We start from the raw sequence: 24,836 nt of genomic DNA, 5'->3' as shown, positions 1-24,836 counted from the left end.
ACCAACAACAAACGACCCGATACCAAGAGGACCCCTGAGATATGAGCGTCAGCACCGACCTGCAGCTTGATCCCTTCGCGCTCGCCACGGCGCTGTCGGGCAAGCACTTCTTCGGCGGGGAGTTCCGCCCGGCCTCCTCGGGCCAGAGCTTCCCGGTGGTGAACCCGGCCACCGGCGAGACCGTGGCCCAGGCGGCCTTCGGCGAAGCCGCCGACGTGGACGCCGCCGTCGCCTCCGCCAAGTCCGCGCAGAAGGAGTGGGCCAAGCGCCCGGCGCGGGAGCGCGGCAAGCTGGTCGCCGAATGCGGGCGCATCCTCGACGCCCACAAGGAAGAGATCGCCAAGCTGATCGCGCTGGAGACCGGCAAGGCGCTCCGCACCGAATCGCGCGTCGAGGCCGGCGTGCTGGCCGACGCCTTCGTCTTCTTCGGCGGCTTGGCGCCGGAGCTGAAGGGCGAGACCGTGCCCTTCAACCCCTCCATGCTGACCATGACCGTGCGCGAGCCCGTGGGCGTCGTCGGCGCGATCATCCCCTGGAACGTGCCGCTTCTGCTGATGGCGCTGAAGATCGCCCCGGCCATGGTGGCGGGCAACGCCGTGGTGGTGAAGTCGGCGGAGGAGGCGCCGCTTGCCGTGCTGCGCGTCGTGCAGCTGATCAACACGGTACTGCCGGCCGGTCTGGTGAACATCCTCTCCGGCTATGGTCCGGAATGCGGCGCGCCGCTGGTCGCGCACAAGGACGTGCACAAGGTGACCTTCACCGGCTCGGTCGAGACCGGCAAGATCGTCTACAAGACCGCCGCCGAGAAGCTGATCCCGGTGACGCTGGAGCTGGGCGGCAAGAGCCCGATGATCGTCTGCGCCGACGCCGACATGGACCAGGCCATCGCGGGCGCCATCGCCGGCATGCGCTTCACCCGCCAGGGGCAGAGCTGCACCGCTTCCTCCCGCATCTTCGTCCACGACAGCATCCACGACGCCTTCGTCGCCAAGCTGAAGGAGAAGGTCGATGCGATGAAGATGGGCGACCCGCTGGACGAGTCGACCGACATCGGCACCATCGTCTCGCCGCAGCAGATGGACCGGGTGCGGAGCTACATCGCCATCGGCACGGAGGGTGGGGCGACCGCCCATGTCTGCTCCGCCATGCCGACGGCCGAGCATCTGACCAAGGGCCTGTACGTCCAGCCGCACATCTTCACCGGTGTGAAGAACAGCGACCGCATCGCCCAGGAAGAGATCTTCGGCCCGGTCTGCTGCGTCATCCGCTGGACCGACTATGAAGAGGTGATCGCCCAGGCCAACGACACCGAATACGGCCTCGCCGCCACCATCTGGACCCGCGACCTGAAGCTGGCCATGGACGCGGTGCACCGGCTGGAAGCGGGCCTCGTCCAGGTGAACCAGAACTTGGTCGTGCAGCCGAACATCTCCTACGGCGGCGTGAAGGCCTCCGGCCTCGGCAAGGAAGCCTCGCTTGAGGCGATGCTGGAGCACTTCACCCACAAGAAGACGATCATGATCAACATGAAGTGAGCAGCCCTGCTGTCTCCTCTCCCCTCCGGGGAGAGGGTTAGGGTGAGGGGGTTGCGCTTGTGCTGGACGCACCAACACGCGCAACCCCCTCACCGGCCCTTTGGGCCACCCTCTCGCCGGAGGGGAGAGGGCTAAGAGGCCTTGCCACGCCCATCTCCATACGCTACCGTACGGCCCCATACGCAGCCGTATGGCTGAAAGAAAAAGCGATCATCGGGGGAGCGCCCAGACCATGCTGTCCAACCAGTACCCGACCCTGAACTTCGACCTCGGCGAATCCGCGGACATGCTGCGCGATTCGGTGCGCGGCTTCGCTGCCGACGAGATTGCGCCGCGCGCCGCGGAGATCGACCGCACCAACGAGTTCCCGAACGAGCTGTGGCGGAAATTCGGCGACCTCGGCGTGCTCGGCATCACGGCGGAGGAGGAGTATGGCGGGGCCGGCATGGGCTATCTGGAGCATGTCGTGGCGATGGAGGAGATCTCCCGCGCCTCCGCCTCCGTCGGCCTGTCCTACGGCGCGCACTCCAACCTCTGCGTCAACCAGATCCGCAAGAACGGCACGGAGGAGCAGAAGCGCCGCTACCTGCCGAAGCTGATCTCCGGTGAGCACATCGGCGCGCTCGCCATGTCGGAGCCGAACGCGGGTTCGGATGTCGTCTCGATGAAGCTCCGCGCCGAGAAGAAGGGCGACATCTGGGTCCTGAACGGCACGAAGATGTGGATCACCAACGGCCCCGACGCCGACACGCTGGTGGTCTACGCCAAGACCGACGTGAACGCCGGTCCGAAGGGCATCACCGCCTTCCTGATCGAGAAGTCGTTCAAGGGCTTCTCCGTCGCGCAGAAGCTCGACAAGCTGGGCATGCGCGGCTCCAACACCGGCGAGCTGGTGTTCGAAGACTGCGAGGTGCCGGAGGAGAACATCCTGGGCGGCGTCGGGCGCGGCGTAAACGTGCTGATGTCGGGCCTCGACTACGAGCGCGCGGTGCTGGCCGGCGGGCCGCTCGGCATCATGCAGGCCTGCATGGACGTGGTCATTCCCTACATCCACGACCGCAAGCAGTTCGGCCAGTCCATCGGCGAGTTCCAGCTGATGCAGGGCAAGATCGCCGACATGTACACGATCATGAACGCCGCCAAGGCCTACGTGTATACGGTCGCCAAGGCCTGCGACCGCGGCGAGACCACGCGCAAGGACGCGGCGGGGGCCATCCTGTACGCCGCCGAAAAGGCGACCTGGATGGCGTTGGAGGCCATTCAAACCCTGGGTGGCAACGGCTACATCAACGAGTACCCGACGGGCCGCCTGCTGCGCGACGCCAAGCTCTACGAGATCGGCGCCGGCACCAGCGAGATCCGCCGCATGCTGATCGGCCGCGAGCTGTTCAAGGAAACGGCGTAAGCGCCAAGGGAAGGGAAGAGGGTCATGACCGACACCGTTGTCATCGCGGGCGCCGCCCGCACGCCGATGGGCGGCTTCCAGGGCGAGCTGCAGGGCCTGACCGCCCCGCAGCTGGGCTCCGCCGCGATCAAGGCGGCGCTGGAGCGCGCCGGCCTGTCGCCCGACGCCGTGGACGAGGTCTTCATGGGCAACGTGCTGCCGGCCGGCCTCGGCCAGGCGCCCGCCCGCCAGGCGTCCATCGGCGCCGGCATCCCGGAGGCCGCGGGCTGCACGACCATCTCCAAGGTCTGCGGTTCGGGCATGAAGGCGGTGATGCTCGCCACCGACCTGATCAAGGCCGGATCGGCCACGGTCATGGTGGCCGGCGGCATGGAGAGCATGTCCAACGCCCCCTACCTGCTCGACCGCGCCCGCGGCGGCTACCGGCTGGGGCACGGCAAGGTGCTCGACCACATGTTCCTGGACGGGCTGGAGGACGCCTACGACCGCGGCCGCCTGATGGGCACCTTCGCGGAGGAGTGCGCCACCCACTACCAGTTCACCCGCGAGGCCCAGGATGCCTATGCCGTGGAAAGCTTGGCCCGCGCCAAGCGCGCCACCGAGGATGGCAGCTTCACCAAGGAGATCACGCCGGTCACCGTGAAGGGCCGCAAGGGCGACACCGTCATCGACAAGGACGAGCAGCCGCTGAAGGCCGACCCGGCCAAGATCCCGACGCTGAAGCCGGCCTTCGCAAAGGACGGCACGGTGACGGCGGCCAACGCCTCCTCCATCTCCGACGGCGCGGCGGCCCTGGTGCTGACCACGCGGTCGAACGCGGAGAAGCTCGGCCTGCCGATCCTGGCGGAGATCAAGGCCCATTCCAACCACGCCCAGGCCCCGGCCTGGTTCACCACCGCCCCCGTCGGCGCCATCAACAAGGTGCTGGAGCGCGCCGGCTGGTCGGCCAAGGACGTGGACCTCTACGAGCTGAACGAGGCCTTCGCCGTGGTCGCCATGGCGGCAATGCGCGAACTGGACATCCCGCACGACAAGATCAACGTCCACGGCGGCGCCTGCGCGCTCGGCCACCCGATCGGCGCCTCGGGCGCCCGCATCCTGGTGACGCTGCTGGCCGCGCTGGAGAAGAACGGCCTGAAGCGCGGCGTCGCCTCGCTCTGCATCGGCGGCGGCGAAGCCACGGCCGTGGCGGTGGAGTTGGTCTGACACAAGTCCCCTCTCCCCTCTGGGGAGAGGGTTAGGGTGAGGGGGTCCCGCCATTTTGCCACGTCCGGCAAAGGCGCAACCCCCTCACCCCGACCCTCTCCCCGGAGGGAAGAGGGTGAATCGGGAGGGAAAAACATGCGGCTGACGGAAGAGCAGCGGATGGTGCGCGACATGGCGCGCGCGTTCTCGACAGAGCGGCTGGCGCCGACCGCGGCCGAACGTGACCGCACGGGCGCCTTTCCAAAGGACGAGCTGGCCGAGATGGGCAGCCTCGGCCTGATGGGCATGCTGGTGCCGGAGGAATTCGACGGCGCGGCCACCGACCACATCGCCTACGCGCTCGCCATCGAGGAAATCGCGGCCGGCGACGGTGCCATCTCCACGATCATGAGCGTGCACAACTCCGTCGGCTGCATGCCCATCCTGAAGTTCGGCGATGCCGAGCAGAAGGAGCGCTTCCTGAAGCCGATGGCCCGCGGCGAGCAGCTCGGCTGCTTCTGCCTGACGGAGCCACAAGCGGGGTCCGACGCCGCCGCCATCAAGACCAAGGCACGCCGCGACGGCAATCACTGGGTCCTGAACGGCACCAAGCAGTTCATCACGTCGGGCAAGAACGCCGACGTCGCCATCGTCTTCGCAGTCAGCGACCCGGACGCCGGCAAGAAGGGCATCACCGCCTTCATCGTGCCGACCGACACGCCCGGCTTCCAGGTCGCCCGTGTGGAGGAGAAGCTGGGCCAGAGCTGCTCCGACACTTGCCAAATCGTGCTGGAGGACTGCCGCATCCCGGCCGACCTGATGCTGGGCGCGGAGGGCGGCGGCTACAAGGTGGCGCTCGCCAACCTGGAGGGCGGGCGCATCGGCATCGCGTCGCAATCCGTGGGCATGGCCCGCTCCGCCCTCGACCACGCCGTCCGTTACGCGCAGGAGCGGCAGAGCATGGGCGTGCCGATCATCCAGCATCAGGCGGTCACCTTCCGGCTGGCCGATATGGCGACGAAGGTTGAGGCCGCGCGGCAACTCGTCCTGCATGCAGCCTCCCTCCGCGACGCCGGGGAACCCTGCTTGAAGGAGGCGGCGATGGCAAAGCTGTTCGCGTCGGAGATGGCGGAGCGCGTGTGCTCCGACGCCATCCAGATCCACGGCGGCTACGGCTACCTGAACGACTTCCCGGTGGAGCGCATCTACCGGGACGTCCGCGTCTGCCAGATCTACGAGGGCACCAGCGACATCCAGCGGCTGGTCATCAGCCGCGCGCTCACCCAGTAAGACAAAAAAGAATACGGGAGGACGACGGCCATGACCGTCCTGAAGAGCGCCCTGAACGCGCGCTCCGCCGAGTTCCAGACGAACGCCGACGCCATGTCCGCGCTGGTCGCCGACCTGCGCGCGAAGGTCGGCGCCATCAAGCAGGGCGGCGGCGCCAAGGCGCGCGACAAGCACTTGTCGCGCGGCAAGCTGCTGCCGCGCGAGCGCATCCGCCAGCTGCTCGACGTCGGCTCGCCGTTTTTGGAGCTGTCGCAGATGGCCGCCTACGGCGTCTATGACGACGACATTCCGGCGGCCGGAATCATCACCGGCATCGGCAGCGTCGCCGGCCAGGAATGCATGGTCGTCGTCAACGACGCCACCGTGAAGGGCGGCACCTACTTCCCGCTGACGGTCAAGAAGCACCTGCGCGCCCAGGAAGTGGCGCAACAGAACAACCTGCCCTGCATCTATCTGGTGGACTCGGGAGGCGCCAACCTGCCGAACCAGGACGAGGTCTTCCCCGACCGCGACCATTTCGGCCGCATCTTCTTCAACCAGGCCAACATGTCGGCCCAGGGCATCCCGCAGATCGCTGTGGTCATGGGAAGCTGCACGGCCGGCGGCGCCTACGTCCCGGCCATGTCGGACGAGGCGATCATCGTCCGCAACCAGGGCACCATCTTCCTGGGCGGCCCGCCGCTGGTGAAGGCCGCGACCGGCGAGGTCGTCTCCGCCGAGGATCTGGGCGGTGCCGACGTGCATTCCCGCACCTCCGGCGTCACCGACCACTACGCGCTGAACGACGCCCACGCGCTCGCTATGGCGCGCAAGGTCGTGTCGAACCTGAACCGCACCAAGCGCATCGACCTCGACCTGCGCGACCCGCAGGAGCCCGCCTACGACCCGCGCGAGCTGTATGGCGTGATCCCCAGCGATCCGCGCAAGCCCTTCGACGTGCGCGAGGTGATCGCCCGCGTGGTCGACGGTTCGGTGCTCGACGAGTTCAAGCCGCTCTACGGCACGACGCTGGTTTGCGGCTTCGCCCACATCTTCGGCTATCCGGTGGGCATCATCGCCAACAACGGCATCCTGTTCAGCGAGTCCGCCCTGAAGGGCGCGCATTTCGTCGAGCTGTGCTGCCAGCGCGGCATCCCGCTGGTCTTCCTGCAGAACATCACCGGCTTCATGGTCGGCCGCAAGTACGAGGCCGGCGGCATCGCCAAGGACGGCGCGAAGCTGGTTACCGCCGTCGCCTGCGCCAAGGTGCCGAAGTTCACGGTCATCATTGGCGGCAGCTACGGGGCCGGCAACTACGGCATGTGCGGCCGCGCATACAGCCCGCGTTTCCTCTGGATGTGGCCGAACTCCCGCATCTCCGTCATGGGCGGGGAGCAGGCGGCCGGCGTGCTCGCCCAGGTCCGGCGCGACGCCATGGAATCCCAGGGCAAGAGCTGGGCACCGGAGGAGGAGGAGGCTTTCAAGTCCCCGATCCGACAGCAGTACGAACACCAGGGCCATCCCTACTACGCCTCCGCCCGGCTGTGGGACGACGGCATCATTGACCCGGCGGACACGCGCATGGTGCTCGGCCTCGGCCTGTCGGCCTCGCTGAACGCCCCGGTCGAGAAGACCACCTTCGGCGTGTTCCGGATGTGATGGGGGATGGAAGCATGAGCGACATTCTGATCGACCGGGCCGCCAACGGCCCCATGAAAGGCGTTGCCACCGTCACCATGAACCGGGGCGAGGTGCACAATGCCTTCAACGAGCACGTCATCGCCGACCTGACCGACGCCTTCCGCAAGCTGGGCCAGGATTCGTCCGTCCGCGCCGTTCTGCTGCGCGGGGCGGGCAAAAGCTTCTCCGCCGGGGCCGACCTCGGCTGGATGAAGAAGATGGCCGGCTACAGCCACGAGGAGAACGTCCAGGACGCCATGGGCCTCGCCACCATGCTGCGCACCCTGGACGAATGCCCGAAGCCCACGGTCGCTGTGGTGCAGGGGCCGGCCTTCGGCGGCGGGGTGGGGCTGGTCGCGGCCTGCGACATCGCCATCTCCGCCGACACGGCCAGCTTCGCGCTGACCGAGGTGCGGCTGGGCCTGATCCCCGCCGTCATCAGCCCCTACGTCATCGCCGCGATGGGCGAGCGCGCCTGCCGCCGCTACTTCCTGACGGCCGAGCGCTTCTCGGCCGCGGAGGCGCTGCGGCTCGGCCTGCTGCACCAGACCGTGAAGCCGGAGGAACTGGACGCCGCCGTCGAGGCCACACTGTGCAACCTGCTGCAATGCGGCCCGGCTTCCCAGACCGCGGCGAAGGAGCTGATCCGCGCCGTGGCGCGCCGGCCGATGAGCACCGACGTGATGCTCGACACCGCCCAGCGCATCGCCCGCCAGCGGGCAAGCGACGAGGGCAAGGAGGGCGTGGGCGCCTTCCTGGACAAGCGTGAACCGGCGTGGCGGAGCTGAGACCGATGTTCGACAAGATTCTGATCGCGAACCGCGGCGAGATCGCCTGCCGCGTCATCCGCACCGCCCGTCGCATGGGCATCCGCACCGTCGCCGTCTATTCGGAGGCCGACGCCCGCGCCATGCATGTGGAGATGGCCGACGAGGCCGTCTGCATCGGCCCGGCGCCAGTCGGCGAAAGCTACCTGCGCGGCGACGTGATCCTGGAGGTCGCGAAGCAAACTGGCGCCCAAGCCATCCACCCCGGCTACGGCTTCCTGTCGGAAAACGCCGGCTTCGCCGCGGCTTGCGCGGAGGCCGGCGTGGTCTTCATTGGCCCGCCGATCGAGGCGATCCGCGTCATGGGCTCCAAGGCCGAGTCCAAGCGCCTGATGGCCCAGGCCGACGTGCCGCTCGTCCCCGGCTACCACGGCGAGGGCCAGGATTTGGAGACGCTGGCTGCAGAGGCGCAGCGCATCGGCTTCCCCGTGCTGGTCAAGGCCTCGGCCGGCGGCGGCGGCAAGGGCATGCGCGTCGTGCGCGCGCCGGGCGAGTTCGCCGACGCGGTGGCCGGCGCCAAGCGCGAGGCGAAAGCCGCCTTCGGCGACGACAGCGTCCTGCTGGAGAAGTATCTCGGCCGTCCGCGTCACGTGGAAATCCAGGTCTTCTGCGACACCCACGGCAACGGCGTCTATCTGTTCGAACGCGACTGCTCCATCCAGCGCCGCCACCAGAAGGTGATCGAGGAGGCCCCGGCCCCCAGCCTGCCCGACGACCTGCGCCGCCGCATGGGCGAGGCCGCCGTGGCCGCCGCCAAGGCGGTGAACTACGTCGGCGCCGGCACGGTGGAGTTCCTGTATGAGGACGGCGGCTTCTACTTCATCGAGATGAACACCCGCCTTCAGGTCGAACATCCGGTGACCGAGAAGATCACCGGCCAGGATCTGGTGGAGTGGCAGCTGCGCGTCGCCGCTGGCGGCACGCTGCCGCTGATGCAAGACCAGCTGACCCGCCGCGGCCACGCCTTCGAGGCGCGGCTGTACGCCGAGGATCCGCAGCGCGAGTTCCTGCCGGCCATCGGCCGCCTCGTCCGCCTGCGCCCGCCCGCCGAGAACGACCACGTCCGCGTCGACACCGGCGTCCGCGAGGGCGACGAGGTCACTATGTTCTACGACCCGATGATCGCCAAGCTGATCGTCTGGGACGAAGACCGCGACGCCGCCCTGCGCCGCCTGCGCGTGGCGCTCGCCGCCTATGAGGTCGTGGGCGTCACCACCAACGTCGGCTTCCTCGGCGCCATCGCCGCGCACCCGGCCTTCCGCGCGGTGGAGATCGACACCGGCTTCATCGAGCGGTACCGCGCCGACCTGCTGCCCCCGCCGGCCCCGGTGCCGGACCGAGGGCTGGTGCTGGCGGCGCTTGCCGTCCTGCTCCGCCGCAACGCCGAGACGAAGAAGGCCCGCCGCGCCGCGTCGGACCCGCACTCGCCCTGGCTGTCGGCCAGCGGCTGGCGCCTCAACGACGACAACCACCACGAACTGCGCCTGATCGACGGCGAGACGCCGCGCCCGCTGACCCTGCATTTCCGCCCCACCGACTACGAGGTGGAAGTGGAAGGACGCCCGGCGATCCGCGCCGAAAACGTCGCCTGGGACGGTGAGACTCTGACCGCCACCATCGATCGCGTGCGCACCCGCGCCACGGTGGTCTTCCAGGGCCTCGACCTGACCATCCTGTCCGACGGGTCGGTGTGGCGCCTGCACCTGGACGACCCGACCGCCCGCGCCGCGGACCAGGAGGGCGGCTCCGGACGCTTGACCGCCCCCATGCCGGGCACGATCGTCCGCGTGCTGGTCGAAGCGGGCCAAACCGTCGAGGCCGGCGCACCGCTGATGCTTCTGGAAGCGATGAAGATGGAGCACACCATCAAGGCTCCGGCCGCCGGCACCGTCACCGCCGTGAACTTCGCGGCCGGCGACCAGGTGTCCGAGGGCGTGGACCTGCTGGTCCTCGACGTCGGGGAGGAGAAATGAGCATGCGCCTGCCCAAGTTCGTCCGCATGGTGGAGGTCGGCCCGCGCGACGGCCTCCAGAACGAAAAGCAGATTGTGCCCACCGAGGTGAAGATCGGCCTCGTGGACCGCCTGACCGACGCCGGCCTAACCGTCGTCGAGGCGGGGAGCTTCGTCTCGCCGAAGTGGGTCCCGCAGATGGCCGACACACCCGATGTCTTCGCGGGAATCCGGCGCGGGGCCGGCGTGCGCTACGCAGCACTGACGCCGAACGCCAAGGGGCTGGAGGGGGCACTCGCCGCGAAGGTGGACGAGGTGGCCGTCTTCGGCGCGGCCTCCGAAAGCTTCAGCCAAAAGAACATCAACTGCTCCATCGCCGAGAGCCTGGAGCGCTTCGCCCCCGTCATGGAGGCGGCGAAGGCGCAAGGGCTCCCGGTGCGCGGCTACGTCTCCTGCGTGCTCGGCTGCCCTTATGAGGGGGAGATCGCGCCGGCCGCCGTGGCCGATGTGGCGGACAAGCTGCTCGCCATGGGCTGCTACGAGATCTCGCTCGGCGACACCATCGGCACCGGCACGCCGGCCAAAGCCCAGGCGATGATCGCCGCGGTGGCGGAGCGCGTGCCGATGGGCAAGATCGCCGTCCACTTCCACGACACCTACGGGCAGGCGCTCGCCAACATCCTGGCCGCGCTGGAACTGGGCGTGGCGGTGGTGGACAGCTCGGTCGCGGGTTTGGGCGGTTGCCCCTACGCCAAGGGGGCGTCCGGCAACGTGGCGAGCGAGGACGTCCTCTACATGCTGAACGGCCTCGGCATCGAGACGGGCGTCGACTTGGACAAGCTGGTGGCGGCCGGTGCCTACATCAGCGAAGCCATCGCGCGGCCGACCGCCTCGAAGGTCGCCCGCGCGCGCGGGTGTGCGTAATCGTCCATCAAAATGGAAGAGGGGAGGGTGCCATGAGCTACACGAACCTGCTGGTGCATCTGGACGACACCGAACGGTGCGAAGAGCGCCTGACCCTCGCCCTGTCCCTGGCGCAGAGCCATGGCGCCACCCTGACCGGCCTGTTCGCGCAGAGCGAGTCCTCCGGCGCCGGAATCGTCACGCGGCGGGCCGGGCCGGCGCTCCTCCAGGCGGCCGAGCGGGCCAAGGAGAGCTTCGAGACCAAGGCGCGCGAGGCCGGCGTCGCGTGCCGCTGGTGGCAGCTCAGCCACGGCGAGTACGGCCACGTCATTGCCGAAACGACCATCTGCTGCCGCTACGTCGACCTCGCCATCTTCGGCCAGCACGATCCCAACGGCGACAACCGCGTACCGGCGGACCTGATCGAAGAGGTCGTGCTGAACGCCGGGCGCCCGGTCCTGGTCGTGCCCCACGCCGGCCGCTTCCCGCGCCTTGGCGACCGCCCAGTCATCGCCTGGAACGGCAGCCGGGAGGCCACGCGCGCCGTCAACGACGCGCTGCCGTTGCTGAAGCGGGCGTCATCGGTGCTGCTGCTCGCCTTCCACACCCATCCTGGGGCAGGGGAGGGTGGCGACGTTCCGCAGGTGGACATCCTTGAGCATCTGGCGAGCCACGGCGTGACGGCGGAGCAGGAGCGGCTGACCATCAGCACCATGACGCCCATGGATGCGGTGCTATCGCGCGCCTCCGACCACGGTTCCGACCTGCTGGTGATGGGGGGCTTCGGCGGCTATGGCGGATCGCTGTTCCCGCTGTTCGGCCGCGGCAGCAACACCCGCCAAATTCTGCGGCAGATGACCCTACCCGTATTGTTGTCCCACTAAGAAAAAAAGCCCCTAAACAAAAGGAAGCACCGACATGGCTGAGGCGATGGATCGCGACCCGCGCGAGGTTATGGAGTACGACGTCCTCGTCGTCGGAGCCGGCCCGTCGGGCCTGAGCGCGGCCATCCGCCTGAAACAGCTGGCCAATGAGGCCGGGCAGGAGCTGTCGGTCTGCGTCATCGAGAAGGGCTCGGAGGTCGGTGCCCACCTGCTGTCGGGCGCCGTGTTCGAGCCGCACGCGCTCGACGAGCTGATCCCGGACTGGAAGGAGAAGGGCGCGCCGCTCACCACGCCGGCGCGCGAGGACCGCTTCCTCTTCCTCACCCCGACCAAGGCGCTGAAGTCGCCCTTCACCCCGCCGCAGATGCACAATCACGGCAACTTCATCATCTCCCTGGGCAACCTCGCCCGCTGGATGGCCGCCCAGGCCGAGGAACTCGGCGTGGAGATCTACCCCGGCTTCGCCGCGGCGGAGGTGCTCTACGACGAGGACGGCGCGGTCAAGGGTGTGGCCACCGGCGACATGGGCATCGGCAAGGACTTTGAGAAGACCGGCAACTACACGCCCGGCATGGAGTTGCACGCCCGGCAGACCGTCTTCGCCGAGGGCTGCCGCGGCTCGCTGACCAAGACGCTGTTCGAGCGCTTCGATCTGCGCGACGGCGTCGACCCGCAGACCTACGGCATCGGCATCAAGGAGCTGTGGGAGGTCGACCCCGCCAAGTCGCAGCCCGGCCTGATCGTCCACACCATCGGCTGGCCGATGGACCCCAAGACCTACGGCGGCAGCTGGCTCTACCACATGGAGGGCAACCTGGTGTCGGTCGGCTTCGTGGTCGGGCTCGACTACGAGAACCCGCACCTCTCGCCGTTCGAGGAGTTCCAGCGCTACAAGACGCACCCGGCCATCCGCCCGACCTTCGAGGGCGGCCGGCGCATCGCCTACGGCGCCCGCGCCCTGTCGGAGGGCGGCTTGCAGTCGATCCCCAAGCTGACCTTCCCCGGCGGTCTGATCGTCGGCGACGCGGCGGGCTTCCTGAACGTGCCGAAGATCAAGGGCAACCACACCGCCATGAAGTCGGGCATGCTGGCGGCCGAGACCATCTTCGCGCACCTGACCGGCGGCGAAAATGGGCGTGAAGTGACGACCTACCCGGAGGCGCTGAAGGCGTCGTGGGTGTGGAAGGAATTGCACGAGGTGCGCAACATCCGCCCGGGCTTCCAGAAGGGTCTGTGGGCGGGTCTGGCCAACGCGGCGTATGAGACGGCGACCAAGGGCAAGTCGCCCTGGACCCTGCACCACCGGCACGGCGACCACGCGACGCTGAAGAAGGCGAGCGAGGCGCCGGCGATCGCCTACCCGAAGCCGGACGGGGTGGTGTCGTTCGACCGGCTGTCGTCGGTGTACCTGTCGAACACCAACCACGAGGAAGACCAGCCGGCGCACCTGACGCTGAAGGACGCGGAGACGCCGATCCGGGTGAACTTGGCGCTGTACGACGCGCCGGAGACGCGCTACTGCCCGGCCGGGGTGTACGAGATCGTGCGCAACGAGGACGGGACCAACCCGCGGCTGCAGATCAACGCGCAGAACTGCGTGCACTGCAAGACCTGCGACATCAAGGACCCCACCCAGAACATCAACTGGGTCGTGCCAGAGGGCGGCGGCGGGCCGAACTACCCCGGCGGCATGTAAAACCCAACACACCGAAAACAGTCATTCAGGGGGAAAACATCATGCAGATCAACGGTCAGGCCGCCATCGTCACCGGTGGCGCGTCCGGCATGGGCGCGGAGACCGCCCGTCACCTTGCCAAGCTCGGCGCCAAGGTCACCGTGCTCGACATGAACGAGGCAGCGGTGAAGCAGGTGGCGGAGGAAATTGGCGGCCTTGGCCTGCTGTGCGACGTATCGAGCGCCGAGTCGGCCGAAAAGGCGGTCGCCGAGGCGCGCGCTGCCCACGGTCCGGCCCGCGTGCTGGTCAACTGCGCCGGCGTCGCACCGGCCAAGCGGATCGTCGGCCGCGACGGCCCGATGGCGCTCGACGACTTCCGCAAGGTGATCGAGGTCAACCTGATTGGCACCTTCAACATGCTGCGCCTCGCCGCCGCCGACATGGGCACGCTCGACCCGCTCGAATCGGGGGAGCGTGGAGTGATCGTCAACACCGCCTCGGTCGCCGCCTATGAGGGGCAGATCGGGCAGGCGGCCTACGCCTCGTCCAAGGGCGGCATCGTGGCGCTGACCATCTGCGCCGCGCGCGACCTTGCCCGCAGTGGCGTTCGCGTCATGACCATCGCGCCGGGCCTGATCGGCACGCCGATGCTGCTGAACATGCCGCAGGAGGTGCAGGACAGCCTCGCCGCCAGCGTCCCGTTCCCGAAGCGGTTCGGCCGCCCCGACGAATACGCGCGTCTGGTTCAGCACATCCTCGAGAACGAAATGCTGAACGGCGACGTCATCCGCCTGGACGGCGCCATCCGGATGGCACCGCAGTGAGCATTGCGGCACGTCGGGGATAAAAAGGGCTGGGCCGCCGCGTGCGGCCCGCCCGCCTTGGGCGGGACCAAGAATCCCATAAGGAACATTATGGAAAATTCTGTCGGCCGCACATTGCTGCCATCCCGTGACAAGTGAGCCTGAACGCGGATCGCTGTGGAGGCCGCGGAAAATTTGCTCTATCTCATAAGGGGTATCGCCCGAATCTGACCACAATGCGGCGATCACGATGGTCGATCGCAGATGAAATCAGGCAAGGGCGCGTCCGTTTCTCCGCTGTTCGGTTCGGTGTCCGGACGGGATCGCCGTTCTTTACCAGACCGCAGCCCGTTCATCGCGACGCTTGTTGTCGCAGCGGCGGCCATTCTGGCGGCACCGGCGGCTGCCCGCGCTGCCGAGCGGGCGCCGGCCGTGCACGCCTCGTTGCCGGCCGCGGCGACGGTCACGACGATCCGCCGCGACCAGCCGTCCCAACCGGTTGAAGCTCCAGCGCCCGTGTCCACCAAAGCCCTCCAGTTCGGCACCTACCGCAAGGAGGTGGACGCCTGGATCGCGTGGAAGGCCATCGTGCGCCGGCAGCCGGACATGGTCGCGGACCTTGTGCCGCGTGTGGCGCCTCTGAAGCCCGGTGTGCCGGACGACGGCTATGTACTGCTGGCCGCGCCCCTGCCCGACCTCGACCCGAACTTCGTGTGCCGCCGGATCGTCGGTGGCGGCGGAAGCTGCCTCGTGGTGGACGCGCCGGCCGGCAGCACCGGTGATCGCCCGCCTCCGGCGATGGAAGATGGCGACGGCAACGGCGTGGTGACCTACACACCCGACCAGAGCCGCGAGATGGTGGAGATCGAACGGCAGGCATCGCGCCTGTCGCGGCTCGCCGCCATTGTGCCAGGCAGTGACGCCCAGGTCGACGTCGGCGCCCTGAAGGCCAGCCGCTGGAACCTGTGCTCGCTGACGTTTGACGACGGCCCGCACCCGTCGGTGACGCCGCGCATCCTGGATATCCTGCGCAACGAGCATGTGCGGGCGACCTTTTTCCCCATCGGGAACGTCGCCATCCGCCATCCGGGCATCATCCAGCGAATCGTGCAGGAAGGGCACGAGGTCGGCAACCACAGCCTGACCCACCCGAACATGCGCAACCTGGCGGCCGATGCGCAACGCAACGAGGTCGCGGAGACGAACCGGATCCTGTCGACCGCCGGCGCCGATCCCGTGCTGTTCCGCCCGCCGTCCGGTCGCTACAACCAGGAGACGCTGAAGGTTCTCCAGGGAGAGCGCATGAGCCCCGCCCTGTGGAATGTCGACACCCGCGACTGGTTCACCCGCGACGCCGACAAGATCATGGCCCAGTTGGAGGCGACGGGAACCATCGGCAGCGTTGTGCTGATGCACATGACCTACAACGCCACCGCCGACGCGCTGCCGAAAGCCATCGCGCTGCTGCGCACGCGCGGCTGCCGATTCGTAACGCTGTCGGAATGGATCAGCAGCCTGAACAGCCTCGCCACCCCGCGCATCGCCCAGAAATAGGGCGCCCAGAAATAAGCGCGCGACGCCGGGTCATCGCCCCTCCCCCCGACCGGGGAGAGGGGTCAGGCCGACGGTAGGACGCGTCAGGCCGCGCTCTTGGCGCGACCGCGGCGGGTCGGCTTGGCCGGGGCGGCGGCCTTCTTGCCGAGGCCGATCGACTTCGCGAAGGCGGAGCGCTGTTCGGCGTAGTTCGGCGCCGTCATCGGGTAATCGGCCGGCAGGCCCCACTTGCGGCGGTATTCGTCCGGAGTCATGCCATAGGCCGTGCGCAGATAGCGCTTCAGCATCTTCAGCTTCTTGCCGTCTTCAAGGCAGACGATGTAGTCCGGGTTCACCGACTTCTTGACCGGAACGGCCGGGCGAAGCTCGACGACTTCCTGCTCGACCGGGCGGCCGGTGCCGGCGAGGCTCTGGTGAACGACCCGAATGAGATTCGGAAGATCATTCACGGCGATCTGGTTGGAACGGACATAGGACGCGACGATCTTGCCGGTCATCGCAACCAAATCCGTGTTCGACATCTCCGACCCTTCGGTGTCGCTGCTCTGCATGTTTGTTTTCCTTTGAGGACGAATGATCCAGTGGAGAGGATGTGCAAAGTGATGCGCGATGCGCAAGCCTGTCCATCGACATAAACATGCAATTGTGTAATGTGTTTCACGCAGGACACGCGCCGACGCATGCCAGTCGAACGGCAATAGTGCGCCGCGGCGGCGAAATGCTGTCCGGTTCAGCCGCGAAAACGCTGGTGCCTGATCAGGTCCGCGTACCAGCGGGCCGATGCTTTGGGCGTGCGTTTCTGCGTCGTGAAGTCGACATGCACGACGCCGAAGCGGTTGCCGTAGCCGCTGCCCCACTCGAAATTATCCAGCAGGGACCAGACGAAGTAACCGCGCACGTCGGCTCCGGCGCGAATCGCCTCATGCATTGCCCCGTTATAGATCCGCAGGTAATTGATTCGGTGCTGGTCGTCGATGGCCCCCGATTCGTCGGGCGAATCGCTGCCGCCGCAGCCGTTTTCCGTGATCACGATCGGCATGCGGTACCGGCGCGTGATCTCCAGCAGCTCGTCCCGGAACGCGTCCGGGAAGATCGCCCAGCCAACCCCATAGGTTGGAGAGTCCGGCGGGGTTTCCCCCCAGCCATAGCCCCAAGTCGTCATTGGGTCGACTTTCGCGAAGATCGGACCATAGTGGTTGAGGCCGAACCAGTCCATCGGCCGCGCGATTCGCGCCATGTCGCCGGCCCGGACGAAGGGCTCGATCGCACGTTGTACGCGCGGTGGGTAATGCCCCAGCAACTGCGGATCACAGAAGGCGAGGTTCCAGTGCTCGTCCAGCAGCGCCGCCGCCTCGTCGTTCTCCGGCCGGCCGCCTTCGGGAAGCACGCGCTGCCGGTTGTGCACCGCGCCGATGGAGGCGCCGGGCACGAGGTCGCGGATCACGTCCACCCCGGCCCCGTGGGCGAGGTTCACGTGGTGGATGGCACGCAGGTGCTGCTCCCGGTCGGTGATGCCGGGGGCCGCCCAGGGAATGGCGTAGCCGAACAGGGTAAAGACGGAGAACTCGTTGAAGGTGATCCAGCGCTTCACCCGATCGCCGTAGCGGCGGGCGAGCAGCGCGGCGTAATCCGCGTACCAGCCCACGCAATCCCGGTTCGCCCAGCCGCCCTGGTCATGGAGGGCTTGCGGCAGGTCCCAATGGTAGACGCACAGCCAGGGCTCGATCCCCGCTTCCAGGACCGTGTCGATCAGCCGGTCGTAGAAGTCGAGGCCCAGGGGGTTCACCGCCCCACGCCCGCGCGGCAGGACGCGCGGCCACGACACGGAGAAGCGGTAGGCATCCACGCCCAGCCCCTTCATCAACGCGACGTCTTCGGCGTAGCGGTGGTAATGGTCGCAAGCGACATCGCCGGTGTCGCCGTTCACCACGCCACCCGCTGTCCGGCAGCGCGTGTCCCAGATGCTGGGGCCGCGCCCGTCCTCGGCCGCCGCGCCCTCGATCTGATAGGCGGAGGTCGACACGCCCCAGACGAAGTCGGGCCGCAGGGGGGCGGGCGCTTCGCACTCCGCAAGGGCAACGCTGTCTTCGCTCATGGCACCCTCCCGCACGCGGCTACTCCATTGGCCACTCCGTTCGCAATAGTACCTTTGGCGAGGCGCTGAAGAAACAGGCATAATGGAGGCCGGAGCCTTCAGCGGAGCGTCCAGCGATGACCAGCCCGTCCCCCAGCGCCAGCGCACTCGGGTTTCCCGCCGATTTCCTGTGGGGCGCCTCGACCTCCGCCTTCCAAGTGGAGGGCGCGGCGGCCGAGGACGGGCGCGGCCCCAGCATCTGGGACACCTTCTGCCGCCTGAAGGGACGTGTCGACAACGGCGACACCGGCGACGTCGCCTGCGACCACTACCACCGCTACGGCGAGGACGTCGCGTTGATGAAGGGGCTGGGCGTGGATGCCTACCGCTTCTCCATCGCCTGGCCGCGGCTGCTGCCCCGTGGGCGGGGGCCGGTGAACCCCCTGGGCCTCGACTCCTACGACCGGCTGATCGACCGCTTGCTGGAGGCGGGGATCGAGCCCTGGGCCTGCCTCTACCACTGGGACCTGCCGCAGGCCTTGCAGGACCAGGGCGGCTGGGCGAATCGCGACAGCGCGGGCTGGTTCGCCGACTACGCGGTGCTCTGCGCCAAGCGTTACGGCGACCGGGTGAAGTGCTGGGCCACCTTCAACGAGTTCTCCGTCTTCACGCTGTTCGGCTACGCGCTCGGCTGGGGGGCGCCCAGCGTCGCCGACCGGGGGGAGCACTTGAAGGTGATCCACGACGTCAACCTTGCCCACGGGGCCGGCGTGGATGTGCTGCGCGACCTTGTGCCCAGCGCCTCCATCGGCGCGGTGCACAGCTACCAGCCCTGCCGGCCGGAGGACGATTCGCCGGAGAACGTCGAGGGCGCCGCCCTGTTCAACGAGCTGTGGAACTTGGCCTTCCCCGACGCGCAGATCCTCGGCCACTACCCGCCGCGCATCGCCCGGGCCATCGAACCCTACGTCCAGGCGGGCGACATGGCGCGCATCGCGCGGCCCATGGACTGGTTCGGCCTGAACCATTACGCGCCGCTGTTCGCCAAGGCCGACCCGTCCATGGTCTGGGGCTGCGGCTTCGGGTCGCCGCCGGCCGACATGCCGCGCACCGACATCGGCTGGCCGCTCCAGCCCGAGGCCTTCCGGGAGGCGCTGCTCGACCTCACCGCCCGCTACCGCCTGCCGATCTACGTGACGGAGAACGGCTACGGCACCAAGACGCTGGAGGCGCCGGACGAGCGCGGCGTCGTGATGGACACCGCCCGCATCGACTATCTGCGCGCCTGCATCGCGCAAATGGCCGAGGCACGGCGGGACGGGGCGGACGTGCGCGGCTATTTCGTCTGGTCGCTGCTCGACAACTTCGAATGGGGGGCCGGCTACGGCACGCGCTTCGGCATCGTGCATGTGGATTTCGCCACGCAGACGCGCACGCCGAAGGAGTCCGCCCGCTGGTACGCGGCGCTGATCGGTGGTGCTTTGGGGAGAAGCGGGGCGTGACGGACCCCCTGGATCTCCTCCGCCAAGCAGCATCCCTGCACCAGGCCGGGCGGCTGGCCGAGGCGGAGCCGCTCTACGCCGCGGCCGTCGCCGCCCTGCCCGACCATCCCGACGCGCTCCACCTCTACGGCGTGCTGTGCGCGCAGACCGGGCGGAACGCCCGCGCCATCGCGCTGATCGAGGCCGCCATCGCGCGGCGCGACGGCGCCCCGGCCTACCACGCCAACATCGCCCGCGCGCTGCGCGCCGAAGGTCGCCTGGATGAGGCCGCCGCCAGCCTGCGCCGGGCCATCGCGCTCCAACCCAGCGCGGACGCCCTTTTCAGCCTGGGCAACGTGCTGCGGCAGGCCGGCGACACGGCCGAGGCCACCACTCACTACCGCGACGCCCTGGCGCTGCGTCCGGACTTCGCCGACGCGCGCGTGAACCTCGCGGCGGCGCTGGAGGGGTTGGGCGACGCCAGCGGTGCGTTGGGGCAACTGCGCGCGGCGCTGGCCTGCGCCCCCGGCGACCGCGGCGCGCTGTTCAACCTCGCCCGCACGGAACAGGCGCGCGGCTTGGCCTGCGCGGCGGTCGCCGGCTATCGCCGCGCGCTGCGCGTCGCTCCGTCCTTCGAAGACGCGGCCGGGAACCTCGGCGCCGCGTTGGTGGAGGGCGGCCGCGCCGTGGAGGCCGTGCCACTGCTGCGCCGCCACGCCGCGCTCGCCCCCGACCGCCCCGACCGCCTGCTCCAGCTTGCCACGGCGCTGGGCGAGGCCGGCGACGGTGACGGCGCGCTGGCCGCCTTCCGGCGCCTGATGGCGCTGACACCCGGTGACCCGACCCCCTGGCAGCGCACGGCCGAGCTGTTCGAGGCGGCCGGACGGCTGGACGGGCTGACCGACACGCTCGTCGCCATGGCCCGGCTCGGGCGGCGCGGGCGCTTCCATTGGAAGGCGGCCTACTACCACCTCGTGCGCCTGTGCAACCGACTGCTGGCCGCCGGGCGGGCGGATCGGGTCGCGGCCCTGCTGCCGCCGGTCGTTGCCGCCTTCCGCGACGCGGACGCCGAGTTGCACGCTTGGTCGCTGTTCCTGCAAGGCTCCCTGGCCGCGCGCGCCGGCGACACCGCCACGGCGCGGCGCCTGTTCGCGGAGGCACGGCCCCACCTCCCCTTCCTGGTTCACGTGTCGCCGGAGGACGAGTTCGCCCGCCGCGTGGACGCGCTCGCCCCCGACGCCCTGTCCCGATCGGAAGACACCTTCGTTCTGGAAGCCACGGCGGAGCCTGGTGCCGGCCCGGTGGTCATCGCCTCCTGCGACGATGGCTACCTGCGCCGTTTCGGGCCGCTGTTCCTCGCCTCCGTCGACCGCTTCGCGGCGGGACCGCAAGCCGTCCACTTGCACATCGTCGATCCCGCCCCCGACACGCCGGGCTACGTCGCTGCGCTGAGCGAACGACTGCGGCGGGTCCGGCTGGGCTGGAGTTCCGAGGTTTCTCCGGCCGGCCTGGACGGGGCGGCGCGCACCACCTTCTACACCTTCGCCCGCTTCCTGCGGCTTCCGCGCCTGATGGCGCTCTACCATGCCCCGCTGCTGGTGGCCGACATCGACGCCTGCGTGCTGGCCGACCCCGCGGCCTTCCTGGAGCTGCTGTCCACCGAACGCCCGCTGGCCCTGCAATATTTTCCGGAGAACCTGGCGCGCCTTTACGACGGCGTGGGCGGCGGCCTGCTGGTCCTGTTGCCGGAGCCTTCCGTCATCGCACTGTTCGAGCGCGTCCGGCGCTTCCTCGTCTCCTGGACGGCGGAGCGGCGGCTGCACTATTTTCTCGACCAGATCGCGTTGACCGCGGGCACCGACGACGCGGTCCGGCGCGGCACGGCTCCCGGAATTCTGGCCATCGGCACACAGGGGCGCCTGTTCCGCTGCGGCGGGGGTGTCTTCGTGCAGATCCTGGCGGAAAAGGGCCTGCCCGGCTTCGACGAGCGGGTGCGCACCCTGCTCGCTACGCTCGACGCCGCCCCGCCCTCCCCCGATCCGCGCCTGGACCGCGACCGGTTCCTCAGCGCCATCGGCATCACATAGGAGCCCTAATCCGCCACAGCGGCGGCCATCCGCTCCCGGTCGCCGCACAGCTCCTCGCGCAGGCGGACGGAATCGCCGATGCGATCCAGCACCAGCTTGCGCCGGTGGTGCGCCTCCAGCCCGGCGTGGCTGCCGATGGTGATCAGGGTTGCCCTGGGGAACTCCTCGTCGACCAGCCGCAGCATCGCCTCCTCGCTGACGGGATCGAGGCTGTCGGTGGCGTCCTCCACGAAAATCCAGTCGGGCTTGCGGATCAGCAGGCGGGCGAAGCCCAGCCGCTGCTGCTCCGGCACCGCAAGGATCTCGTCCCAGGCGTCGGTTTCGTCCAACTGCGGGATCAGGTGCGACAGCCCGACCCGCTCCATCGCCGCCCGCGCCGCGGTGTCGCCGACCATCTCCGGCCCGACCGGGTAGCTGAGAGCGGCGCGCAGCGTGTCGTGCGGCAGGTAGGGCCGCTCCGGCATGAAGAAGACGCGGGTGTGGGCCGGCAGGGCGATGCGTCCGCTTCCCCAGGGCCAGACCCGCGCCACGGCCCGGAACAGGCGGACGGCGGCGGCCGGATCGCCGGAGATCAGCACCCGTTCGCCGGGCCTGATCTCCAGCGTGAAGGGCTCCAGCACGCGGCGGCCGTCGGGGTCGGCGATGGACAGGTTGGTGAAGGACAGCCAGCGCTCGTCGTCGGTGCGGTCCACGACGATGCGCTCCGTCCCCTCCCCGCCGATCTCGCGGTCCAGGCGCTGCAACGCCTCGTGCAGGCCCAGCACGCGCTCCACCGACGCCTTCCACTCCGCCGCGCGGGCGAGGTTGTCGATCGGCCAGGACAGCGCGCCGACCGTCTGCTGGAAGGCCTGCGCGGTCTGCATCAGCACGCCCAGCGAGATGTGGCCGGCGATGTAGCTGGGGGCGGCCACCAGGATCGGGAAGGCCGACGACAGCACCGAGTAGGTGGCGCTGAAGATCATCATGTTGGACAGCGCGTGCGTCTGGCCGATCCAGCCCCGGCGCACGCCCTGGAACAGGCCGAACAGCCGGTTGCGCTCCCCCGATTCCCCGTGCAGCAGGGCGACGGATTGCGCGTTCTCCCGCACGCGGGCGAGGCCGAAGCGGAAGGACGCCTCGTGTCCCTGGCGCCGGTTCACCGCGTTCACCAGCGGCTTCCCCATCACCAGCGCGATGGTCGTGCCGACGGCGGCGTAGAGCAGCGCGATGTAGAGAAGGTAGCCGTGCGCGTGGAAGGTCAGCCCCAGCACCGTCACCTCCGGCGCGCCCGACAGCATCCACAGGATGTTGGTGAAGCTGATCAGCAGCATCGCGCAGTAGGACAGCGACAGGCCGAGGTCGATCGCCACCTCGGTGGAGATGCGGATATCCTCTGCGATGCGGCCGTCGGGGTTGTCGTGGTCGCCCGGCAGGTAGGTCACCTGGTGCTGCCGGCCGCGCGACAGCCAGTCGTTCAGCAGCCTGTCCGTCAGCCATGTCCGCCAGCCGAGCTGGAGTCGCCGCTTCACGCGCAGGTGCAGGATGGTGTTGGCGATGTTGAACAGGATGATGCCGCCGACCGCGGCGATCATCGTCATGAAGCGGTCCATCGACCGCTGCTCCAGCGCGTCGAACAGGCGCTGGCTCCACAGGTTGATCAGGATCGGCACGACCACCTGGCCGACGGTCAGCAGGCCCAGCGCGCCAGTCAGAAGGCGCACCGTCCATTTCTTCTCACCGGTCCAGTATCCGCCGGCAAGGTCGATGAACCGTCGGGTAAAACCGGACGGCGCCGGGCTCCTGTCCGTGATCGGCATGGTTCGTCCCGCCCCAACCGGTTGTGCAGACCCCCAATACTAACGAACAGGTTATTACCAACAGATTGCCTAAAAAGAGAGCGCGCGTCTTTTTATTCGTATTACTGACCGTTCGCCGACCCGGTGCGGTCGCCGTCCCGATCGCCGTCTCGTGGACCAAGGTCCGAGGCAGCGGGCAAAGCCGCCGGTGAGGCCCAGGCGGTGGAGCCGTCGATCTCGATCTCGAAGTCGTGGAAGACTGTCCGGGCATACAGGCCGTGGCTGCCGTCCGGGATCGTGGTGAACAGGTGCAGCGTCATCGGCCCTTGCCAGGGTGCCGCCAGCGCCGCGGCAAGGCCGAGCGTCCGGCGCGGGGCGTCCAGAACCACCCAGCCGCTGGAGGCGAGGATGCCCTCCTCCCGCTGCGCGTCCTCGGCGGAAACGTTCGGCGCCGCCACCACCAGCTTGCAGGCGATGGGCGTGCGGCAGCGCGGGTCCTCGATCACGGCGTGGCCGCGCACGGCGATGGCGCCCGGCACCTCCTCCAGCGGGATGTGCGCGGCAGCGGTCACGCCGTACAGCGGGTGCAGCAGGATGCGCCCGCCGCGCAGGAAGCCGAACCAGGGGAAGGTCGCCTTGTGCTCGATGCTCTTGCGCACCTGGGCCAGGACGGGCTCGGTCAGCGGCCAGACCATGCGGGCGGGCAAGGGATGTTCGGCCATGTGCTCCGCCGGGCCGTAGCCGAGCCCCGGCAGGCCGCCCCACAGCCGCAGGGCCAGCATGCCCGGCTGACCGCCGACGCGCGCCGCCGGGGCCACCGCGTATTCGTCGAGCAGCCCGGCCGGGGCGAGCGACAGGCGCGGCGCCTCCGTCACCACCCCGATGGCGCCGACGCGCAGTTCCAGGATGCGGTCCATCCGCTCGCAGGCGGCGGGCAGGCGCAAGGGTAGCCAGCCGTCGCGCACCGCCGCGAAGGGCACGCGCCAATCGGCGACCAGCCGGCCGGAGTCGATGGCGTGCAGGGTGATGGCGAAGGTCCCGCTGCCCTTCGGCGCACGGTCCAGGTGCAAGTCGATGCCGACCAGCCCGCGCGCCCACAGCGGCAGACGCTGGACGATCTCCAGCGGCGCCCCGGTGCTGCGCCCGTGCCGCAGCGGCACCGGCATCGCGGCGACGGGCCGCGGCGTGGCGAACAGCAGCCGGGGTGGGGAGAGGCGCAGGTTGTCGAGCAGTTCCGTCGTCTCCGGCGGCAGGCGGGATCCCACGCCCCACTCCTCGCGCAGGGTCGACAAGTTGCGCTGAAGGTCGTGATTGCGCCGGTGCAGGCTGCGGATCGCATCGAAGGCCCGCTCCAGAAGCGCGCCCTGCACCTCCGCCGGACCGCCGGTGACGTGGAACGGCGCGCTGCCCGGACCGCCTGCTTCCTCCCACCAGGCGAGCAGCCGTTCCGCATCCGCCTTCGCCGCCTCGTCGCGCGACCACAGGCACCAGACGGTCGCCGGCGGGATGGCCAGCGTCCGCAGGGGCTCCGCCTCACCGGCGCCCTCCCCCGCACCCGGCGCCGCCAGCAGATAGGCCCCGTCGTGCCGGACCAGATGCAGCGTCCGCAACGGCAGAACGCCACCCACCCCGTCCGGGTTCGGCCCCTCCCCGGCCGGAACGGCCGGCCGATGCAGGACGATGACCTTCGGGGTTCCGTCGTAGAGCGAGGCGAAGAGCGACGCGGGCGCGGAGAGCTTCATGGTGGC

18 protein-coding genes are annotated in these 24,836 nt (G+C 69.1%); 14 read left to right on the top strand and 4 right to left on the bottom strand.

The genetic code is table 11. From position 1 onward, the window contains the following. Positions 1 to 41: 41 nt before the first annotated feature. The 12 genes from M2351_RS15510 to M2351_RS15455 all read left to right on the top strand — a co-directional run bounded on the left by M2351_RS15510 (position 42) and on the right by M2351_RS15455 (position 15,671). Complete coding sequence (locus M2351_RS15510; protein WP_264657018.1) at positions 42 to 1,535, top strand: aldehyde dehydrogenase family protein; 1,494 nt, start codon at positions 42 to 44, stop codon at positions 1,533 to 1,535. 232 nt (positions 1,536 to 1,767) lie between these two features. Then, a complete protein-coding gene (locus M2351_RS15505) occupies positions 1,768 to 2,940 on the top strand; it encodes an isovaleryl-CoA dehydrogenase (RefSeq protein ID WP_264657017.1) in 1,173 nt (390 codons plus the stop codon). A 24-nt stretch (positions 2,941 to 2,964) separates the two neighbouring features. After that, positions 2,965 to 4,146, top strand: a complete 1,182-nt coding sequence (locus M2351_RS15500) for an acetyl-CoA C-acyltransferase (RefSeq protein WP_264657016.1) — start codon at positions 2,965 to 2,967, stop codon at positions 4,144 to 4,146. A 135-nt stretch (positions 4,147 to 4,281) separates the two neighbouring features. Beyond that, positions 4,282 to 5,415: an acyl-CoA dehydrogenase family protein gene (locus M2351_RS15495; protein WP_264657015.1), complete on the top strand. Its 1,134-nt coding sequence runs from the start codon at positions 4,282 to 4,284 to the stop codon at positions 5,413 to 5,415. A 30-nt stretch (positions 5,416 to 5,445) separates the two neighbouring features. Further along, positions 5,446 to 7,053, top strand: a complete 1,608-nt coding sequence (locus M2351_RS15490; RefSeq protein ID WP_264657014.1) for a carboxyl transferase domain-containing protein — start codon at positions 5,446 to 5,448, stop codon at positions 7,051 to 7,053. 14 nt (positions 7,054 to 7,067) lie between these two features. Continuing rightward, positions 7,068 to 7,862 carry an enoyl-CoA hydratase/isomerase family protein gene (locus M2351_RS15485; RefSeq protein WP_264657013.1) on the top strand — a complete coding sequence of 265 codons (795 nt, stop codon included), beginning with the start codon at positions 7,068 to 7,070 and terminating at the stop codon, positions 7,860 to 7,862. A 5-nt stretch (positions 7,863 to 7,867) separates the two neighbouring features. Continuing rightward, positions 7,868 to 9,874 (top strand): acetyl-CoA carboxylase biotin carboxylase subunit, encoded by a 2,007-nt coding sequence (locus tag M2351_RS15480; protein WP_264657012.1) that lies wholly within the window; start codon positions 7,868 to 7,870, stop codon positions 9,872 to 9,874. A 2-nt stretch (positions 9,875 to 9,876) separates the two neighbouring features. Further along, positions 9,877 to 10,776, top strand: coding sequence for a hydroxymethylglutaryl-CoA lyase (locus tag M2351_RS15475; protein WP_264657011.1), 900 nt, complete (start codon positions 9,877 to 9,879; stop codon positions 10,774 to 10,776). Between the two features lie 32 nt (positions 10,777 to 10,808). After that, on the top strand, positions 10,809 to 11,639 hold the full coding sequence (locus M2351_RS15470) for a universal stress protein (RefSeq protein WP_264657010.1): 831 nt from the start codon (positions 10,809 to 10,811) through the stop codon (positions 11,637 to 11,639). Positions 11,640 to 11,673: 34 nt separating this feature from the next. Further along, positions 11,674 to 13,335, top strand: coding sequence for an electron transfer flavoprotein-ubiquinone oxidoreductase (locus M2351_RS15465; protein WP_264657009.1), 1,662 nt, complete (start codon positions 11,674 to 11,676; stop codon positions 13,333 to 13,335). Positions 13,336 to 13,376: 41 nt separating this feature from the next. Continuing rightward, positions 13,377 to 14,138 (top strand): SDR family NAD(P)-dependent oxidoreductase, encoded by a 762-nt coding sequence (locus M2351_RS15460; RefSeq protein WP_264657008.1) that lies wholly within the window; start codon positions 13,377 to 13,379, stop codon positions 14,136 to 14,138. Between the two features lie 495 nt (positions 14,139 to 14,633). Further along, on the top strand, positions 14,634 to 15,671 hold the full coding sequence (locus tag M2351_RS15455) for a polysaccharide deacetylase family protein (RefSeq protein WP_264657007.1): 1,038 nt from the start codon (positions 14,634 to 14,636) through the stop codon (positions 15,669 to 15,671). Between the two features lie 83 nt (positions 15,672 to 15,754). Here M2351_RS15455 and M2351_RS15450 read toward each other — a convergent pair whose 3' ends face one another. Both M2351_RS15450 and M2351_RS15445 read right to left on the bottom strand, forming a co-directional pair. Beyond that, positions 15,755 to 16,222, bottom strand: coding sequence for a MucR family transcriptional regulator (locus tag M2351_RS15450; protein ID WP_264657006.1), 468 nt, complete (start codon positions 16,220 to 16,222; stop codon positions 15,755 to 15,757). Between the two features lie 179 nt (positions 16,223 to 16,401). Further along, positions 16,402 to 17,766 carry a GH1 family beta-glucosidase gene (locus tag M2351_RS15445; RefSeq protein ID WP_264657005.1) on the bottom strand — a complete coding sequence of 455 codons (1,365 nt, stop codon included), beginning with the start codon at positions 17,764 to 17,766 and terminating at the stop codon, positions 16,402 to 16,404. A gap of 116 nt (positions 17,767 to 17,882) precedes the next feature. Between M2351_RS15445 and M2351_RS15440 the strand changes: the two genes are divergently transcribed. Both M2351_RS15440 and M2351_RS15435 read left to right on the top strand, forming a co-directional pair. Next, positions 17,883 to 19,247 (top strand): GH1 family beta-glucosidase, encoded by a 1,365-nt coding sequence (locus M2351_RS15440; protein WP_264657004.1) that lies wholly within the window; start codon positions 17,883 to 17,885, stop codon positions 19,245 to 19,247. After that, positions 19,244 to 21,313 (top strand): tetratricopeptide repeat protein, encoded by a 2,070-nt coding sequence (locus M2351_RS15435; protein WP_264657003.1) that lies wholly within the window; start codon positions 19,244 to 19,246, stop codon positions 21,311 to 21,313. Before M2351_RS15440 ends, M2351_RS15435 begins: the two co-directional genes overlap by 4 nt. 5 nt (positions 21,314 to 21,318) lie before the next feature. On the opposite strand, the gene M2351_RS15430 is transcribed toward M2351_RS15435, so the two are convergent. Together M2351_RS15430 and M2351_RS15425 are read right to left on the bottom strand one after the other, a co-directional pair. Beyond that, positions 21,319 to 23,109 carry an ABC transporter ATP-binding protein/permease gene (locus M2351_RS15430; protein WP_264657002.1) on the bottom strand — a complete coding sequence of 597 codons (1,791 nt, stop codon included), beginning with the start codon at positions 23,107 to 23,109 and terminating at the stop codon, positions 21,319 to 21,321. Between the two features lie 101 nt (positions 23,110 to 23,210). Then, on the bottom strand, positions 23,211 to 24,830 hold the full coding sequence (locus tag M2351_RS15425) for a DUF6212 domain-containing protein (RefSeq protein ID WP_264657001.1): 1,620 nt from the start codon (positions 24,828 to 24,830) through the stop codon (positions 23,211 to 23,213). Positions 24,831 to 24,836: the final 6 nt, after the last annotated feature.

It is taken from the genome of Azospirillum canadense (assembly GCF_025961225.1).
In the GTDB taxonomy this organism is placed as follows: Bacteria; Pseudomonadota; Alphaproteobacteria; order Azospirillales; family Azospirillaceae; genus Azospirillum; species Azospirillum canadense.
Note: the sequence above shows the minus strand (reverse complement) of the source record. Positions and strands in the feature narration are given on the sequence as shown.